A 15,723-nucleotide genomic window follows, 5' to 3' on the forward strand; every position below is an offset into this window, starting at 1 on the left:
CCTTTGCCGTCGCTTCGTCTGATGATGTTGCGCACTGGCCTTTGGCCGCAGCCTCCGTGGAAGAACCTAATGAAAAGCGCAGAAATCCGTGAAGCCTTCCTTCGCTTCTTCGAAGAGCAAGGTCACACCCGTGTCGCCTCCAGCTCCTTGATCCCAGGCAATGACCCTACCCTGCTGTTCACTAACGCGGGAATGAACCAGTTCAAGGACTGCTTCCTGGGCCAGGAAAAACGCGCCTACACCCGCGCCGTCAGCAGCCAGAAATGCGTACGCGCCGGTGGCAAGCACAACGACCTGGAAAACGTCGGCTACACCGCCCGTCACCACACTTTTTTCGAAATGCTCGGCAACTTCAGCTTTGGCGATTATTTCAAGCAAGACGCGATCAACTTCGCCTGGACCTTCCTCACCGGCGTACTGAAGCTGCCGAAGGAAAAACTCTGGGTCACCGTCTACGCCAGCGATGACGAAGCGTATGACATCTGGACCAAGGAAGTCGGCGTGCCGGCTGAGCGCATGGTGCGCATCGGCGACAACAAAGGCGCGCCGTACGCCTCCGACAACTTCTGGACCATGGGCGATACTGGCCCGTGCGGCCCCTGCACCGAGATCTTCTACGACCACGGCGCCGATATCTGGGGTGGCCCACCGGGCTCGCCAGAGGAAGACGGCGACCGTTACATCGAGATATGGAACAACGTGTTCATGCAGTTCAACCGCACCGCCGATGGCGTGTTGCATCCGTTGCCAGCGCCGTCGGTGGACACCGGCATGGGCCTGGAGCGGATCAGTGCGGTGATGCAGCACGTGCATTCCAACTACGAGATCGACCTGTTCCAAAGCCTGCTGGCCGCGGCCGCCAAAGCCATTGGTTGTGCCAATGAAGACCAAGCGTCGCTCAAAGTGGTGGCTGACCACATCCGTTCCTGCGGCTTCCTGATTGCCGATGGCGTGCTGCCGTCCAACGAAGGCCGTGGCTACGTGCTGCGTCGTATCATCCGTCGCGCGTGCCGTCACGGTAACAAGCTGGGCGCCAATGGCAGCTTCTTCTATCAGATCGTCGCGGCCCTGGTGGCCGAGATGGGTGAAGCGTTCCCGGAACTCAAGCAGAACCAGGCGCACATCGAGCGCGTGCTCAAGGCCGAAGAAGAGCAGTTCGCCAAGACCCTGGAGCAGGGCCTGAAGATCCTCGAGCAAGACCTCGCCGGCCTGCAGGGCACCGTGGTGCCGGGCGACGTGGTGTTCAAGCTCTATGACACCTACGGTTTTCCGATGGACCTGACCGGCGATATCGCCCGTGAACGCAACCTGACCCTCGACGAGGAAGGTTTCGAGCGCGAGATGGAAGCCCAGCGCGTACGCGCGCGTTCGGCCAGCGCCTTCGGCATGGACTACAACAGCCTGGTCAAGGTTGACGTGGCCACTGAGTTCACCGGCTACAAGGCCACCAGCGGTGCGGCCAAAGTGGTTGCCCTCTATAAGGAAGGCCAGTCGGTTGACGTATTGAATGAAGGCGATGATGGCGTGGTGGTCCTGGACCAGACGCCGTTCTACGCCGAATCCGGTGGCCAGATTGGCGACTGCGGTTTCCTCAAGGCGGCTTCCGGTCGTTTTGATGTGCGTGACACCACCAAGACCGGCGGTGCGTTCCTGCACCACGGTGTGTTGGCGTCGGGCAGCCTGACCGTCGGTTCGCCGGTAGACACCCAGGTAGACGCCGACGTGCGCCACGCCACCTCGCTGAACCACTCGGCCACCCACTTGCTGCATGCCGCGCTGCGCCAGGTACTGGGCGAGCACGTTCAGCAGAAGGGTTCGTTGGTCGACAGCCAGCGCCTGCGTTTCGACTTCAGCCACTTTGAAGCGATCAAGCCTGAGCAGATCAAGGCCCTGGAAGACATCGTCAACGCCGAGATTCGCAAGAACACTCCGGTGGAAACCGAAGAGACCGATATCGAGACCGCCAAGGCCAAGGGGGCCATGGCACTGTTCGGCGAGAAATACGGCGACAGCGTGCGCGTCCTGAGCATGGGCGGCGACTTCTCGGTGGAGCTGTGCGGCGGTATCCACGCCAACCGTACCGGCGACATTGCCCTGCTGAAAATCGTCAGCGAAGGCGGCGTGGCGTCTGGTGTGCGTCGTATCGAAGCGGTGACCGGCGCTGCGGCCCTGGCCTACCTGAATGCGGCTGAAGAACAACTCAAGGAAGCGGCCACCCTGGTCAAGGGCAGCCGCGACAACCTGATCGACAAGCTGTCCGCTGTGCTGGAGCGCAACCGCGCCCTGGAGAAACAGCTGGAGCAGTTGCAAGCCAAGGCGGCCAGCGCTGCAGGGGACGATCTGTCGGCTTCGGCCGTGGACGTCAAGGACGTGAAAGTCCTGGCTGCACGCCTGGACGGCCAGGATGGCAAGGCGCTGTTGGCCCTGGTCGATCAGTTGAAGAACAAGCTCGGCCGCGCAGTGATCCTGCTCGGCAGTGTCCATGAGGATAAGGTCGTTCTGGTTGCCGGTTTAACCAAGGACCTGACTGGCCAACTCAAGGCCGGTGATTTGATGAAGCAAGCCGCCGCGGCAGTGGGCGGGAAAGGCGGTGGTCGTCCGGACATGGCGCAAGGCGGTGGTGTAGACGTCGCAGCGCTGGACGCGGCCCTGGCCCTGACCGTGCCGTTTGTCGAGGCAGGTATTTAAGGCACTGTTAACCGGCCCGTGGTCTAGTCACGGGCTGCTCGGTGCTGGTTGATTGGATATTAGGCGCCCCTTTACGGGCTGAGGCGGCTTAGAAATGGCTTTGATCGTACAGAAATTTGGAGGCACCTCGGTCGGCTCTGTCGAAAGAATCGAGCAGGTGGCCGACAAGGTTAAGAAATTCCGCGATGCCGGCGACGACCTGGTGGTGGTGCTGTCGGCCATGAGCGGCGAGACCAATCGCCTGATCGATCTGGCCAAGGCAATCAGTGGTGATCAACAGCCGCTCCCGCGGGAGCTGGATGTGATCGTGTCCACCGGCGAACAGGTGACCATCGCCTTGCTGGCCATGGCGCTGAACAAGCGCGGCGTACCAGCGGTGTCCTACACTGGCAGCCAGGTGCGCATCCTCACCGACAGCGCGCATACCAAGGCGCGTATCCTGCAGATTGACGATCAGAAAATCCGTACGGATCTGAAAGCCGGGCGCGTGGTAGTTGTAGCAGGCTTCCAAGGTGTGGACGAGCAGGGCAACATCACGACCCTCGGGCGTGGCGGTTCGGACACCACCGGCGTGGCGCTGGCCGCGGCCCTCAAGGCCGATGAATGCCAGATCTACACCGATGTGGATGGCGTCTACACCACCGACCCGCGTGTGGTGTCCGTGGCCCAGCGCCTGGACAAGATCACCTTTGAAGAGATGCTGGAAATGGCCAGCCTCGGTTCCAAGGTGTTGCAGATCCGTGCGGTGGAATTCGCCGGCAAGTACAACGTTCCGCTGCGCGTATTGCACAGCTTCAAAGAGGGTCCGGGTACCCTCATTACTATTGATGAAGAGGAATCCATGGAACAGCCGATCATTTCCGGTATCGCTTTCAACCGTGATGAAGCCAAGCTGACTATCCGTGGCGTGCCAGACACCCCGGGCGTGGCGTTCAAGATCCTGGGCCCTATCAGCGGCGCGAACATCGAAGTCGACATGATCGTGCAGAACGTTTCGCACGATAACACCACCGATTTCACCTTCACGGTGCACCGCAACGAGTACGATGCGGCGGAGCGGATCCTGCAGAACACTGCGAAGGAAATCGGCGCCCGTGAAGTGGTCGGCGATACCAAGATTGCCAAGGTGTCGATCGTGGGCGTGGGCATGCGTTCCCATGCCGGCGTTGCCAGCCGCATGTTCGAGGCGCTGGCCAAGGAAAGCATCAACATCCAGATGATCTCCACCTCGGAAATCAAAGTCTCGGTGGTGATCGAAGAGAAATACCTGGAACTGGCTGTACGTGCCCTGCATACCGCGTTTGAGCTCGACGCTCCGGCCCGACAGGGCGAGTGATGCAGTGCCAGGGAGGCGCGGTTTACCGCGCCTTTCCTTTTTTTGTAGGGCGCATGTTCTTTTGCGCGCGCTCGACAATACTTAGGCGGTAGGGCTATGGCCTTTTGGTTGTAGGTCGAAGGCCTTTTTTTTGCAGACTGTTGTTCCTGAACTGAAATGCGTGAGGAGAAAGGTATGCTGATTCTGACTCGTCGTTGCGCAGAAAGCCTGATTATCGGTGATGGCGAAATCACCGTGACCGTGCTCGGCGTCAAAGGCAATCAAGTACGTATCGGGGTTAACGCTCCGAAAGAGGTAGCGGTGCACCGCGAGGAAATCTACCTGCGGATCAAGAAAGAGAAGGACGAAGAACCAAGCCTTTAATTTTTATCGTTTTTTATGTTTGCAAACGGGGATGAACGTGGTTAATATACGCCCCGTGTTGCGGAGAGCTGGCCGAGTGGCCGAAGGCGCTCCCCTGCTAAGGGAGTACACCTCAAAAGGGTGTCGGGGGTTCGAATCCCCCGTTCTCCGCCATTATTTGCTTAGTACGTTGCAATCTGGTTTTTTCGGTAAGTTGTTGAAATTGCTCGAAAAAATAGCTTTACATAGAGATTGAACGGCCTATAATGCGCGGCAACAAATGCACTCGTAGCTCAGCTGGATAGAGTACTCGGCTACGAACCGAGCGGTCACAGGTTCGAATCCTGTCGAGTGCACCATTTAAGAGTCAGTTGCAGCAATGCAGGTGATTCGGTTACAACCAGTTGTGATCTGGTCTAAAAACACAATCTGCACTCGTAGCTCAGCTGGATAGAGTACTCGGCTACGAACCGAGCGGTCACAGGTTCGAATCCTGTCGAGTGCACCATACAAACAAAAAGCCCGCCTAGTGCGGGCTTTTTGCCGTCCGGGGTTTATGCAGGATTTATCTTTTTCTCCTGCTCCCGTGTGTTTTCCTTTCTCGCTGCGTCGTCGCAGTTCTTAGATGCAGCCGATGCTCAGCTTTGGCTCGCAAGCGCTTGTTCTTTCCAGTTTTTTAACGTTTAAAGTGGCCGGGCGGTGTATCATTGCGCCCGTCAGCCCCGCCGGGGCTTGTGGAATACCTCCATGGACTTACCCAGTAGTTACTCAGTACCCCGTTTTACCAATCATGAATTGACTGATTGATCCTTCCGGCGTGCCCCGCTGCTGGGAGTGGAGTTCGCCTATGACCGAAGTAGAAGTAAAGAAAACACAAGAAAGCCTGCAGGATCGCCTGGCTCAAGTCATCGAGCTGCTGCAGCGCCAACGCGTGGTCGAAGACCTTACGCATCGCCAGGATGGCCCGAATAACAACCTGGTCGAAAACCTGGTTCACCGGCAAAACCTCGTCGAACTGCAGCGCAAGCTCGACGACCTGCACTCCGCCGACGTCGCCTATATTCTCGAAGCCCTGCCGCTGGATGATCGACTGACCCTCTGGCAGTTGGTCAAGGCCGACCGCGACGGCGACATCCTGCTCGAAGTCTCCGACTCGGTGCGAGAAACCCTGATCGCCGACATGGATGATCACGAGCTCCTGGCTGCTGCCAAGGAGATGGACGCCGACGAACTGGCCGACCTGGCCCCCGAGCTGCCCCGTGATGTTGTTCATGAGCTGATGGAGGCCCTCGACAGCCAGCAGCGTGAGCGTGTGCGCTCCGCGTTGTCCTATGACGAGGATCAGGTCGGCGCGCTGATGGACTTCGAGATGGTCACCATCCGCGAAGACGTCAGCCTGGAAGTGGTGCTGCGCTATCTGCGCCGGCTGAAAGAGCTGCCTGGCCATACCGACAAACTGTTCGTGGTCGACTACGAAGGCATTCTCAAGGGCGTGCTGCCGATCAAGCGTTTGCTGGTCAACGATCCCGAGAAGAAAGTCGCCGATGTCATGGCCAGTGATCCGGTGAGTTTTCACCCGGATGAAGATGCCTACGATGCCGCTCAGGCGTTTGAACGTTATGACTTGATCTCGGCTCCGGTAGTCGACAAGAACGGCAAGCTGATTGGCCGTCTGACCATCGATGAAATGGTCGACCTGATTCGTGAAGAGAGCGAAACCGAAGTCCTCAACATGGCGGGTCTGCGTGAAGAGGAAGATATCTTTGCTTCGGTGTGGCGCTCCCTGCGTAACCGTTGGGCGTGGCTGGCCATCAACCTGATTACCGCGTTCATCGCTTCGCGGGTCATCGGCTTGTTTGAAGGATCGATCGAGAAGCTGGTAGCCCTGGCGGCATTGATGCCGATCGTGGCGGGGATCGGTGGTAACTCCGGTAACCAGACCATTACCATGATCGTGCGCGCCATGGCGCTTGACCAGGTGAATACCGGCAATACCTCGCGCCTGATGCGCAAGGAGTTGGCGGTGGCGCTGATCAATGGCGTGGTATGGGGCGGGGTGATTGGTATTGTGGCCTACCTGTTGTATGGCAGCTGGTCGCTTGGTGTGGTGATGACGGCCGCCATGACCCTGAACCTGCTGCTGGCGGCGCTGATGGGGGTGTTGATCCCCATGACCCTGGCCCGCCTTGGGCGTGACCCTGCCATGGGCGCCAGCGTGATGATCACGGCCATGACCGACAGTGGTGGCTTCTTCATCTTCCTGGGTCTGGCAACGATCTTCCTGCTCTGATCCCTCATGGCAATCCAGCTCTCCTGGAGCTGGTTTGCCAGCGAAAAACGCCAACGATAACGCGTCATGCCTGCCATCCCTGCAGCACTCGCGGGTTCTTCGCGAGCAAGCTCGCTCCTACAGACGCATCCCCTTAAATCCCAGGCAAAAAAAAGCCAGCACATGGCTGGCTTCGGCTTTCAGTTGCAACTCAATTGGCTTCTGCGGCCGCCTCAACGTCGTGCGCGATAAGCGAGACGAGAGCATTTTGCTGACGGTGGGAGAGCTGACGAAAACGCTGCAGCAGTTCGCGTTCGTGCAGCGACAGCTCGGGGCTGTCCAGACGCATGCTCAACTCGTCGCCCAGCGCACCTTCCTGAATGAGGCTTTGTTCCAGGCGAGCGATGATTTCGGAGTTCATGCTGCGGTGATGATTGCGAGCCACCTCGGCAATGCGTTCCCGCATTCCGTCTGGCAGACGTACGACGAACTTGTCAGCCGTACGGCTGGAATAAATTGCCTGTTTCAATGGGCGCATATATTTAACCGGTTAGTTCAGGGGAGCGGTTTTTGGAATTGGCCGCAAGATGAGTGTTAAGACAAGGCTCACGACCAAAGTTCAACCTGAATTGCAAAGAGGCCGCATCATGCCTCAGATTTGCCAGTTACTTGGCGTCAATTCTGTGACAAATATTGAACTGCCTAGAGGCTTTATGCCAGCACTCATTTGCATTTTTGCGGACTGGTTGGAAAACTTTTCAACGCGTGAATCCGCGAAGGAACTTCCTGTAAGTCCAGGCCACCACAGGGTTTAAGGCCGCACATCCTATAGCAAAGTGGCCTTTTGCCCTCAAATTTAAGACTAGTGGCAATTTGCCGATTAGCGAGGACGAGGCGACATAAGGTAGGCGAGGGGGATTAGCGCAGGACGGGATCGAATTTGATGCGACGACCCACGATCAGGGTCAGCAACAAGAGGCTGGCGAGCACGCCGCTGGCGATGAAGGCGGTGGTTTGGCCGCCTGGCGACTCGGCACCCAGGCCCAGAACGCCGGTAAAGGCGGTCAGGCACAAAAACAACCAGGCAAATTTGCTCATCGCGACGTCCTCAGAAAACCCAGTGTTCAGATGCAGGCTCGGCCTGGGTGCCTTGGGTCAGGCGTACCGGCGATTGCGCGTTTGGCGTCATGACCGCCAGTTGTGGGCGTTGTTGCAAATGATGTGGCACGGCCTGGCTGAGCTGTGCCGGGTCGTTACTGCCCGTCGATTGAAAATGGAACATGACCAATGCGGCCAGGGCTACGGTGTTGAGGGCTAACAAAAAGGCACTGTTCATGATTATGTTCTCCGCTTAACACCGTGGCTTATTGGGTTTCAGGAGAAGTATTGCAGGTGTCGTGCCAATCTATTAAATCAATAAAATCAATGGCTTGAGTCTACTTTAAAAGGTCGGAGGGTTGCAATTTGCAATGATGGCATTTTAGTGGATTGCATTTTGCACGATGGCGCTCAAGTGCCGTGTTTATGGGGTCAAACTACATTTGATCGGATGCGGATCGGCCTACAGCCAAAAAGCCTACGGACGACATGACAAAACCCACCCTGACCGTTAACATGCACGCCGTCCGTCGCCACGCACGCTGGCTCGACGGCTGTCATTTGTCCCAGTAGCTCAATTGGATAGAGCATCCCCCTCCTAAGGGGAAGGTTGGCCGTTCGAACCGGCCCTGGGACACCAGATTCAAAGCCCTGTACAGACAATTCTGACAGGGCTTTTTTGTGGGCGCTCTTCAAACTCGGGTCGAACCTTGCGAGTGTTCAGGGTTCACAGCAGGTGCGCGATGTATTTATCGCCAGCTGTGTACCTTCTGGGCGGCCAGGCAGCGTCTGAGCTGTTAAGCAAAATAATCCCCGGAATCAGACCTTTCCGCCTGTCCGGACACGGTCACCCCGGACTATCATGCCGATAGCCCTGTCTCTCACTGCAAGGAGCCGCTCGGAACGCCGATGCGCCAGATCTGGAAATCTTTTCGAGCCCTTTATTTCGCCTCCTTGATGATGCTGATCGGCTCAGGCCTGCTCAGTACTTACCTGGCCCTGCGCCTGGCGGCCGACCATGTCGACAGCCTGTGGGTGGGTGCGCTGATGGCGGCCAACTATTTTGGCCTGGTGCTGGGTGGCAAGATCGGGCATCGCCTGATCGCCCGGGTCGGGCATATCCGCGCCTATGCAACCTGCGCCGGCATTGTCGGTGCGGCCGTACTGGGCCATGGTTTGATCGACTGGTTGCCGGCCTGGATCGTACTGCGGATGATCGTGGGCCTGGGCATGATGTGCCAGTACATGGTCATCGAGAGCTGGCTCAATGAGCAGGCCGACGCCAAGCAGCGCGGCGTGGTGTTCAGCGGCTATATGATCGCGTCTTACCTGGGGTTGGTGCTCGGTCAGTTGATCCTGGTCATGCACCCTCAGTTGGGTCTTGAATTGCTGATGCTGGTCGCGCTGTGTTTTGCGCTGTGCCTGGTGCCGGTGGCCATGACGCGACGCATTCACCCGGCGCCGCTGCATCCTGCGCCGATGGAGCCACGCTTCTTTATCAAGCGCGTACCGCAGTCTCTAAGTACAGTGCTCGGGGCGGGGTTGATCGTCGGCTCGTTCTACGGTCTGGCGCCGCTGTACGCCTCTCAGCAGGGGCTGACCACCGAACAGGTGGGTCTGTTCATGGGGAGCTGCATTTTTGCCGGGCTGGTGGTGCAGTGGCCATTGGGTTGGCTGTCGGATCGCTATGACCGCGCGCTGCTGATTCGCTGCTTTGCCCTGTGCTTGGCGGTGGCGGCCTTGCCGCTGGCGATATTGACCCACGTGCCGCTGGAAGTGCTGTTCGTGGCAGGCTTCGTCTGCTCTCTGGTGCAGTTCTGTCTTTATCCACTGGCGGTAGCGTTCTCCAACGACCATGTGGAAGGTGATCGTCGTGTGTCGCTCACGGCCATGCTGCTGGTGACCTACGGCGTCGGTGCCAGTGTCGGGCCGTTGCTGGCCGGTGTGGTGATGAAGATGTTCGGCAGCCAGATGCTGTATGCATTTTTCAGCCTGTGTGCGTTGATCCTGGTGTGGCGCATCCGGCCGAAAGCCGTGACCAACCTGCATCAGGTGGACGACGCACCGTTGCATCACGTTGCGATGCCCGACAGCATGTCCAGCTCGCCGCTGGTGGCTTGCCTTGATCCGCGGGTGGACGAGGCGGTGGTGCAGGAACAAATGCAGACCACTGCCCCGGAGCCTGAGCCGGAAGCGGAGTCGAACCCGGAGACGGACGAGCCGCCCTTTGTAGGGCCGCCTGAACCTGTTGGGCCGGACGAGCACCCTCACGACTTGAGCAGGGCGCGCCCCTGAAAGCAAAAACGGGCAGATCCCATCAGGATCTGCCCGTTTTTTTTGCCGCGATCCTAAGGTTTAAAAATCGTCGTCTTTGTCGAAGCGTCGTGCTTCACGCTGCAGTTGGTACACAAAGCGTTCGACCTGACGCTGCACCAAGCCACTCATGTTGTGGAAACGCACGCCGGCGAAGGTGGTGTTGATCTTCTCTTCGAAGTGCAGGTAACGCAGTTCGACCGAGGTGGTCATGCTGCCAAAGGGCAGGGCGGCGATAAAGCGGTCATAGACCTGGCCCAGTTGCAGGCGCTCGGAAATGTCCCCTTCAAAGCGCAGTTTGCAGCCGGTAGCGGAGATATCCAGCAGTTTGCCGCTGATGGGCGCCTTGAGCTTCTCGCCACCCAGCTCGATGTTGACCAGTTGCGCCAGCTTCAAGGCCGCGCGGAAGGCGTTGCGGCGCTGGTGGTAGACCACTTCGTCGGGCAGGCTGCCGGTGTAGATGCGGTGGCCGTCCTTTTCGCTGATGCTCATGCTGCCATTGCTTTCCCACGCAACACGCACGCCGTCGTGGAAGCCTTCGATGCGGAACGGTTCGCCGTTTTCGAGGTAGCGCTCGCCGTCGCGGGGGATCATTTCATCCAGGGCCAGGGTGCCGCCGTCGCGGTCGACGTCCACCAGGTAACTCTGGAAGCGTTGGCTGCGTTCGTGGAAGGTGATGATCAGCGGGTCATGGCTTTCTTGCAGCATCCGCAGGGTGCTGGCGATTTCCAGAGGGGTGGTGAGGACCTTGGGTGGCTGCGGGGCATCTTCCGCATTAAGGGCGTTGAACACGGTTCTTCCATCTCCAGACAAAATACGACTACACGCAAGAGCAGGCATTCTGCCAGTATGTGGCGCGCCTTGGATAGGTCGCGCTGCAAACCGGCGTCAGGCTTGGCTGCGGGTGCTTGGCTTGACCAGGCGCGAGGTGGAACCCTGAGCGTTGTAAAGCGCTGGAGGCTCTCCGCCGTGAAGTATACGCAACTGGTTGGCGGTCGTAGCTTGCTGAAGCTGGATCGACTGACCGTTGAGCAGGTTGGCTTCCTGGCACTGGGTGAGCAATTGATTGAGTTCTTTGCTCTGGGCCAGTAATTGATCGCCGACCGAGGAGTGGCTGGCCAGCTGTGCCAATCCATCATGGTCGGCGGGCAGACCCAGGCTGACGAGGATCTGGCTGCGTTTTTTGCCGTGCTGTTCCAGCAGGACAATAAGCGACTGCTTGCGTGCCAGAATCTCTTCCAGCAGAGGCATATCCCGGCCGTAGAGCGCCAGGGATTCTTCCCTGAGCAGTTCGAGGAGCTGCTGGGTCGGCGCGAGATCGTCAATGATCAGTTGAAGCAGATTTTCGTCGTGATGCATGGCTGGCCTTGGGGTTTAAGCGTCCAAAAGCCCGGCGCAGGCCTTTGCCTAGCGCTCGGCTTCGAAATTAAGCAGCTTGCTGGCTACACGGTTGCTGTCGACTTTATAGCTGCCATCGGCGATTGCCTGTTTCAATTCGGCCACACGGGCTTTATTGACCACCGGTTGATCGCGCAGCGAGTCAGTGACCTTCTGCAACTGTTGAGCCTCATTGCTCAGGTGTACGGATTCCCCGCTCTGGCTGGCGCTGGCCTCTTCTGCCTTGGCGGGCAGTGGCTGGGCCTTGGCTTCTACGCTGTCCTTGGTGCCGGTAGTGCGCGTAGGTGCTGACGTTGTCGGGGTGTTATTTAAACGACTGAAATCGATGACCATGATGAAAAAACCTCTGGGTATTTGGACGCTTGCCATGTTTTCGGCCATACCCGGACAAACTTTAGGCGCGATTGACAATAAACTGCACAGGCCGACATCCAGCCGACAGTGTAGGAAAAGCTGGCGCCCGATACCAGTGGTCTATAAAGCCACCTCCACCTGACCCGGTGCCGTGACTCGCGCCTTGATCACACGGTTGGAGTTGAGGTTCTTCACGCGTATCTGTTCGCTCATGCCGCCATTGGACAGGGCTTCCCCCGGCATTTTGACCTGCAGCGCGCCGCTGCTGGCGGAAATGACTACCTGATCGCCCTTGCGGACAACCTCGGCCTGCTCCAGATGCACCAGGGTGATGACCTGATCGGTGACCACTGGTCGGGTCAATTTCTGCCCGACGGCCTGATCGAGTGAGGTCAGGTAGCCCTGGCTGATCATGCTGATGTCGCGCTCGCGCAACACAACGTCCTCGAAACCGATGATGCCGGTGCGTTTGAGCGGACGGGCAACCACCACCACGTCACGGAACAGCTTGACCTGGGCCGGCACGAACACCGTCCAGGGCGACGCGCCGTCGCAGCGGACCTTGACCGTCACGCGGCCAATGGGCTGGGCGGGGCTTTCCAGGGTGGCTGTCAATTCCTTGTCGCACATGGGCATGCGCAAGCGTGGGTCCAGTTGGTTGACCTGGATTTCGTAACGCCCCGGCGTCTGGGTGGTCGCCAGATAATCTTCTACAGTGAACTCAAGAAAGCCCTGGGTGACGCCGATAAGTAGATCAGGCAATGTGACGTTGTCTGCGCGGGCCGTGGCGCCCAGGCCCAAGGCAAGCAGCGCCAGCGGTGCGCAGAGCAATCTGCTGAACCGGGTCAGGTGAAGGCGTCGGGAAACTGTCGTTTTAATATCCATAATTCAATAAATAGCAAAGCTCGTGCCGTTTAGTGTTGGGTGCGCGTCGCATCCTCAAAGGTTTTAGCGTAGGAGTCTGGGCATGGCAGGAGTAATGGATTCAGTAAACCAGCGCACACAGCTGGTAGGGCAGAATCGCCTGGAGTTGTTGCTTTTCCGCCTGGATGGCAAGCAGCTATATGGCATTAACGTGTTCAAGGTGCGGGAAGTGTTGCAGTGCCCCAAGCTGACGATCATGCCCAAGTCCAGCCCGGTGGTCTGTGGCGTTGCCAACATACGTGGCGCGACGATCCCGATTCTTGACCTGGCCCTGGCCACAGGGTCTGCAGGTTTGCAGGACCGCGAGAACCCGTTCGTCATCATCACCGAGTACAACACCAAGACCCAGGGTTTCCTGGTGCGCTCGGTGGAGCGCATCGTCAACATGAACTGGGAAGAGATCCATCCGCCGCCCAAGGGTACCGGTCGTGATCACTACCTCACGGCTGTGACGCGGGTCGATAACCAATTGGTGGAAATCATCGACGTGGAGAAGATCCTCGCCGAAGTGGCGCCGACCTCGGAATCCATTTCCGTGGGCGTGGTGGACGCCGAGACGGCGCACAAGGCGGTCTCCCTGCGTGTGCTCACGGTGGACGATTCCTCGGTGGCGCGCAAACAGGTGACCCGTTGCCTGCAGACCGTCGGCGTGGAAGTGGTGGCGCTCAATGATGGTCGCCAGGCGCTGGACTACCTGCGTAAGCTGGTGGATGAGGGCAAGAAGCCGGAAGAAGAATTCTTGATGATGATCTCCGACATCGAGATGCCGGAAATGGACGGCTACACCCTCACGGCCGAGATTCGCAACGACCCGCGCATGCAAAAGTTGCATATCATCCTGCATACTTCGTTGTCGGGTGTATTCAACCAGGCGATGGTCAAGAAGGTCGGTGCCGATGACTTCCTGGCCAAATTCCGTCCTGATGACCTGGCATCCCGGGTAGTCGACCGGATCAAGGCAGCAGATCACGGCTAGGGGCATTTCCCCTGGCGGTCACACGATTTAAGAGGCGGTATCATTGTCTACGGGTAATTTGGATTTCGAACAATTCCGGGTCTTCCTGGAAAAAGCCTGTGGCATATTGCTCGGTGAAAACAAGCAGTACCTGGTATCCAGCCGTCTCAACAAACTGATGGAGCAGCAGGGCATCAAGTCGTTGGGTGAGCTGGTCCAGCGCATCCAGGGACAGCCGCGCAGCGGGCTCAAGGAGATGGTGGTCGATGCCATGACCACCAACGAAACCCTGTGGTTTCGCGACACCTACCCCTTTGAAGTGCTCAAGAGCAAAGTGCTGCCTGAAGCCATCAAGGCGAGCCCGGGCCAGCGCCTGCGCATCTGGTCGGCAGCCTGTTCCTCTGGGCAGGAGCCGTACTCGATTTCGATGTCCATCGATGAGTTCGAGCGGACCAACATGGGCCAGTTGAAGGCCGGGGCGCAAATCGTCGCCACCGACCTGTCCGGCACCATGCTCACCAATTGCAAGACCGGCGAGTACGACAGCCTGGCTCTGGGCCGTGGCTTGTCCCAGGAGCGCCTGCAACGCTACTTCGACCCGAAAGGGGCGGGGCGTTGGGCGGTCAAGGCGCCGATCAAGAACCGCGTGGAATTCCGCTCGTTCAACCTGCTCGACAGCTACGCCAGCCTGGGCAAGTTCGACATGGTGTTCTGCCGCAACGTGCTGATCTATTTCTCGGCTGAAGTGAAGAAAGACATCCTGTTGCGCATCCATGGCACGCTCAAGCGCGGTGGCTACCTGTTCCTCGGTGCTTCCGAAGCACTGAACGGCCTGCCGGACCATTACCAGATGGTGCAGTGCAGCCCGGGAATCATCTACCAGGCCAAATAAGCCGTACGCGGTAAACAAAATGTGGGAGCCAGTTTTGTGTAGGCGCTGGCAAGCCAGCGCCGACAGAAAGCCCGGCCCCACATTTTTTTGCGGCAAGGTCTATCAAAGCGGCAACTCCCCGTTGCCGCTTTACTGGCGCCACGCGGAAACCGCTTGCCGCTTTTCTGGCATTGCCGCCGGCAATCGCCTCCGAAACCCTTGATATACGGGCTCCCGCCAGATTGGCATGCACCTTGCTATAACCCAGTTAACGAAAAGCAGGTCAGCCCTTAAAGGTTTCCACCATGAGCATCAGCTTCGATAAAGCGCTCGGTATCCACGAACAAGCCCTGGGCTTCCGCGCCCAGCGTGCCGAAGTCCTGGCCAACAACATTGCCAACGCCGACACCCCGAACTACAAGGCTCGGGACCTGGACTTCTCCGCCGTGCTCGCCGCGCAGCAGGACAAGACCAAGAACGGCACCTTCGCCTTGAACATGACCAACAGCCGTCATATCGAAGCGCAAGGCCTGAGCAGTGGTGACGAGTCGTTGCTGTATCGCACGCCGATGCAGCCGTCGATCGACCAGAACACCGTCGACGCGCAACTGGAGCAATCGGCCTACGCCGAGAACTCGGTGAACTTCCAAGCCAGCTTCACTCTGCTCAACAGCAAATTCAAAGGGCTGATGTCAGCCCTGCGTGGAGAGTAAGCCATGTCCCTGTCCAGTGTTTTCAATATTGCCGGCAGTGGCATGAGCGCGCAGACCACGCGCTTGAACACCGTCGCCAGTAACATCGCCAACGCCGAGACCGTGTCTTCGAGCATTGACCAGACCTACCGCGCCCGTCACCCGGTGTTCGCCACCATGTTCCAGGGTGGCCAGAGCGGCGGCAGCGATTCGCTGTTCCAGGATCAAGGTGCCGCAGGCTCCGGCGTTCAGGTGCTCGGCGTGGTCGAAGACCAGAGCAACCTCGAGGCCCGTTACGAGCCCAACCATCCTGCTGCGAACGAAAAGGGTTATGTCTATTACCCCAACGTCAACGTGGTCGAGGAAATGGCTGACATGATTTCCGCCAGCCGCTCGTTCCAGACCAACGCGGAAATGATGAACACCGCCAAAACCATGATGCAGAAGGTCCTGACCCTGGGTCAGTGATAAGGGGCGCCAAAT

At 58.4% G+C, this 15,723-nt stretch carries 16 protein-coding genes and 4 tRNA genes; 13 read left to right on the forward strand and 7 right to left on the reverse strand.

Going from position 1 to position 15,723, the window contains the following annotated elements:
* Positions 1-69: 69 nt before the first annotated feature.
* The 7 genes from alaS to mgtE all read left to right on the forward strand — a co-directional run bounded on the left by alaS (position 70) and on the right by mgtE (position 6,656).
* Positions 70-2,688, forward strand: coding sequence for an alanine--tRNA ligase (alaS, locus tag BM70_RS0100095; protein ID WP_025854116.1), 2,619 nt, complete (start codon positions 70-72; stop codon positions 2,686-2,688).
* 94 nt (positions 2,689-2,782) lie between these two features.
* A complete protein-coding gene (locus tag BM70_RS0100100; RefSeq protein ID WP_010208327.1) occupies positions 2,783-4,024 on the forward strand; it encodes an aspartate kinase in 1,242 nt (413 codons plus the stop codon).
* A 174-nt stretch (positions 4,025-4,198) separates the two neighbouring features.
* Positions 4,199-4,387 carry a carbon storage regulator CsrA gene (csrA, locus tag BM70_RS0100105; protein ID WP_003175645.1) on the forward strand — a complete coding sequence of 63 codons (189 nt, stop codon included), beginning with the start codon at positions 4,199-4,201 and terminating at the stop codon, positions 4,385-4,387.
* Positions 4,388-4,449: 62 nt separating this feature from the next.
* Positions 4,450-4,540 (forward strand) — tRNA-Ser (locus BM70_RS0100110).
* Positions 4,541-4,648: 108 nt separating this feature from the next.
* Positions 4,649-4,725: transfer RNA gene (locus tag BM70_RS0100115), tRNA-Arg, on the forward strand.
* A gap of 72 nt (positions 4,726-4,797) precedes the next feature.
* Positions 4,798-4,874: transfer RNA gene (locus tag BM70_RS0100120), tRNA-Arg, on the forward strand.
* Positions 4,875-5,213: 339 nt separating this feature from the next.
* A complete protein-coding gene (gene mgtE, locus BM70_RS0100125; RefSeq protein ID WP_025854117.1) occupies positions 5,214-6,656 on the forward strand; it encodes a magnesium transporter in 1,443 nt (480 codons plus the stop codon).
* A gap of 190 nt (positions 6,657-6,846) precedes the next feature.
* Here mgtE and BM70_RS0100130 read toward each other — a convergent pair whose 3' ends face one another.
* The 3 genes from BM70_RS0100130 to BM70_RS0100140 form a co-directional block, all read right to left on the reverse strand.
* Positions 6,847-7,173, reverse strand: a complete 327-nt coding sequence (locus BM70_RS0100130; protein ID WP_003175643.1) for an Arc family DNA-binding protein — start codon at positions 7,171-7,173, stop codon at positions 6,847-6,849.
* 380 nt (positions 7,174-7,553) lie between these two features.
* Complete coding sequence (locus tag BM70_RS0100135; protein ID WP_025854118.1) at positions 7,554-7,733, reverse strand: PA3371 family protein; 180 nt, start codon at positions 7,731-7,733, stop codon at positions 7,554-7,556.
* A gap of 10 nt (positions 7,734-7,743) precedes the next feature.
* Positions 7,744-7,971 (reverse strand): hypothetical protein, encoded by a 228-nt coding sequence (locus BM70_RS0100140; protein ID WP_025854119.1) that lies wholly within the window; start codon positions 7,969-7,971, stop codon positions 7,744-7,746.
* Between the two features lie 325 nt (positions 7,972-8,296).
* Here BM70_RS0100140 and BM70_RS0100145 point away from each other — a divergent pair.
* Positions 8,297-8,373: transfer RNA gene (locus tag BM70_RS0100145), tRNA-Arg, on the forward strand.
* Positions 8,374-8,642: 269 nt separating this feature from the next.
* Complete coding sequence (locus tag BM70_RS0100150; protein ID WP_025854120.1) at positions 8,643-10,028, forward strand: MFS transporter; 1,386 nt, start codon at positions 8,643-8,645, stop codon at positions 10,026-10,028.
* A gap of 60 nt (positions 10,029-10,088) precedes the next feature.
* Here the strand turns inward: BM70_RS0100150 and BM70_RS0100155 are convergent, their stop codons facing one another.
* The 4 genes from BM70_RS0100155 to flgA all read right to left on the reverse strand — a co-directional run bounded on the left by BM70_RS0100155 (position 10,089) and on the right by flgA (position 12,683).
* Positions 10,089-10,838 (reverse strand): flagellar brake protein, encoded by a 750-nt coding sequence (locus BM70_RS0100155; protein WP_025854121.1) that lies wholly within the window; start codon positions 10,836-10,838, stop codon positions 10,089-10,091.
* A gap of 96 nt (positions 10,839-10,934) precedes the next feature.
* Positions 10,935-11,405, reverse strand: coding sequence for a flagella synthesis protein FlgN (locus BM70_RS0100160; protein WP_025854122.1), 471 nt, complete (start codon positions 11,403-11,405; stop codon positions 10,935-10,937).
* Between the two features lie 48 nt (positions 11,406-11,453).
* Positions 11,454-11,777: a flagellar biosynthesis anti-sigma factor FlgM gene (gene flgM / locus BM70_RS0100165; protein WP_025854123.1), complete on the reverse strand. Its 324-nt coding sequence runs from the start codon at positions 11,775-11,777 to the stop codon at positions 11,454-11,456.
* A gap of 141 nt (positions 11,778-11,918) precedes the next feature.
* Positions 11,919-12,683 carry a flagellar basal body P-ring formation chaperone FlgA gene (gene flgA, locus BM70_RS0100170; protein WP_025854124.1) on the reverse strand — a complete coding sequence of 255 codons (765 nt, stop codon included), beginning with the start codon at positions 12,681-12,683 and terminating at the stop codon, positions 11,919-11,921.
* A gap of 82 nt (positions 12,684-12,765) precedes the next feature.
* Between flgA and BM70_RS0100175 the strand changes: the two genes are divergently transcribed.
* From BM70_RS0100175 to flgC, 4 genes are all read left to right on the forward strand, one after another.
* On the forward strand, positions 12,766-13,698 hold the full coding sequence (locus BM70_RS0100175; RefSeq protein ID WP_025854125.1) for a chemotaxis protein CheV: 933 nt from the start codon (positions 12,766-12,768) through the stop codon (positions 13,696-13,698).
* A 43-nt stretch (positions 13,699-13,741) separates the two neighbouring features.
* A complete protein-coding gene (cheR, locus tag BM70_RS0100180; protein ID WP_025854126.1) occupies positions 13,742-14,569 on the forward strand; it encodes a protein-glutamate O-methyltransferase CheR in 828 nt (275 codons plus the stop codon).
* Between the two features lie 284 nt (positions 14,570-14,853).
* The gene (flgB, locus tag BM70_RS0100185; protein WP_003175633.1) at positions 14,854-15,261 is read left to right on the forward strand and encodes a flagellar basal body rod protein FlgB; all 408 of its coding nucleotides are present in this window, start codon (positions 14,854-14,856) and stop codon (positions 15,259-15,261) included.
* A 3-nt stretch (positions 15,262-15,264) separates the two neighbouring features.
* Positions 15,265-15,708, forward strand: a complete 444-nt coding sequence (gene flgC / locus BM70_RS0100190; RefSeq protein ID WP_015885456.1) for a flagellar basal body rod protein FlgC — start codon at positions 15,265-15,267, stop codon at positions 15,706-15,708.
* The last annotated feature ends 15 nt before the right edge of the window (positions 15,709-15,723 follow it).

This window comes from Pseudomonas sp. CHM02 (assembly GCF_000612585.1).
Lineage (GTDB): Bacteria > Pseudomonadota > Gammaproteobacteria > Pseudomonadales > Pseudomonadaceae > Aquipseudomonas.

Bases quoted from the DNA above. Each gene is read 5' to 3' on its own strand.
- BM70_RS0100135 (WP_025854118.1), bottom strand. From the start codon at position 7,733: ATGAGCAAATTTGCCTGGTTGTTTTTGTGCCTGACCGCCTTTACCGGC.
- flgC (WP_015885456.1), top strand. From the start codon at position 15,265: ATGTCCCTGTCCAGTGTTTTCAATATTGCCGGCAGTGGCATGAGCGCG.
- flgB (WP_003175633.1), top strand. From the start codon at position 14,854: ATGAGCATCAGCTTCGATAAAGCGCTCGGTATCCACGAACAAGCCCTG.
- BM70_RS0100140 (WP_025854119.1), bottom strand. From the start codon at position 7,971: ATGAACAGTGCCTTTTTGTTAGCCCTCAACACCGTAGCCCTGGCCGCA.
- BM70_RS0100175 (WP_025854125.1), top strand. From the start codon at position 12,766: ATGGCAGGAGTAATGGATTCAGTAAACCAGCGCACACAGCTGGTAGGG.
- flgA (WP_025854124.1), bottom strand. From the start codon at position 12,683: ATGGATATTAAAACGACAGTTTCCCGACGCCTTCACCTGACCCGGTTC.
- BM70_RS0100130 (WP_003175643.1), bottom strand. From the start codon at position 7,173: ATGCGCCCATTGAAACAGGCAATTTATTCCAGCCGTACGGCTGACAAG.
- BM70_RS0100100 (WP_010208327.1), top strand. From the start codon at position 2,783: ATGGCTTTGATCGTACAGAAATTTGGAGGCACCTCGGTCGGCTCTGTC.
- mgtE (WP_025854117.1), top strand. From the start codon at position 5,214: ATGACCGAAGTAGAAGTAAAGAAAACACAAGAAAGCCTGCAGGATCGC.
- flgM (WP_025854123.1), bottom strand. From the start codon at position 11,777: ATGGTCATCGATTTCAGTCGTTTAAATAACACCCCGACAACGTCAGCA.
- BM70_RS0100160 (WP_025854122.1), bottom strand. From the start codon at position 11,405: ATGCATCACGACGAAAATCTGCTTCAACTGATCATTGACGATCTCGCG.
- alaS (WP_025854116.1), top strand. From the start codon at position 70: ATGAAAAGCGCAGAAATCCGTGAAGCCTTCCTTCGCTTCTTCGAAGAG.
- BM70_RS0100150 (WP_025854120.1), top strand. From the start codon at position 8,643: ATGCGCCAGATCTGGAAATCTTTTCGAGCCCTTTATTTCGCCTCCTTG.
- csrA (WP_003175645.1), top strand. From the start codon at position 4,199: ATGCTGATTCTGACTCGTCGTTGCGCAGAAAGCCTGATTATCGGTGAT.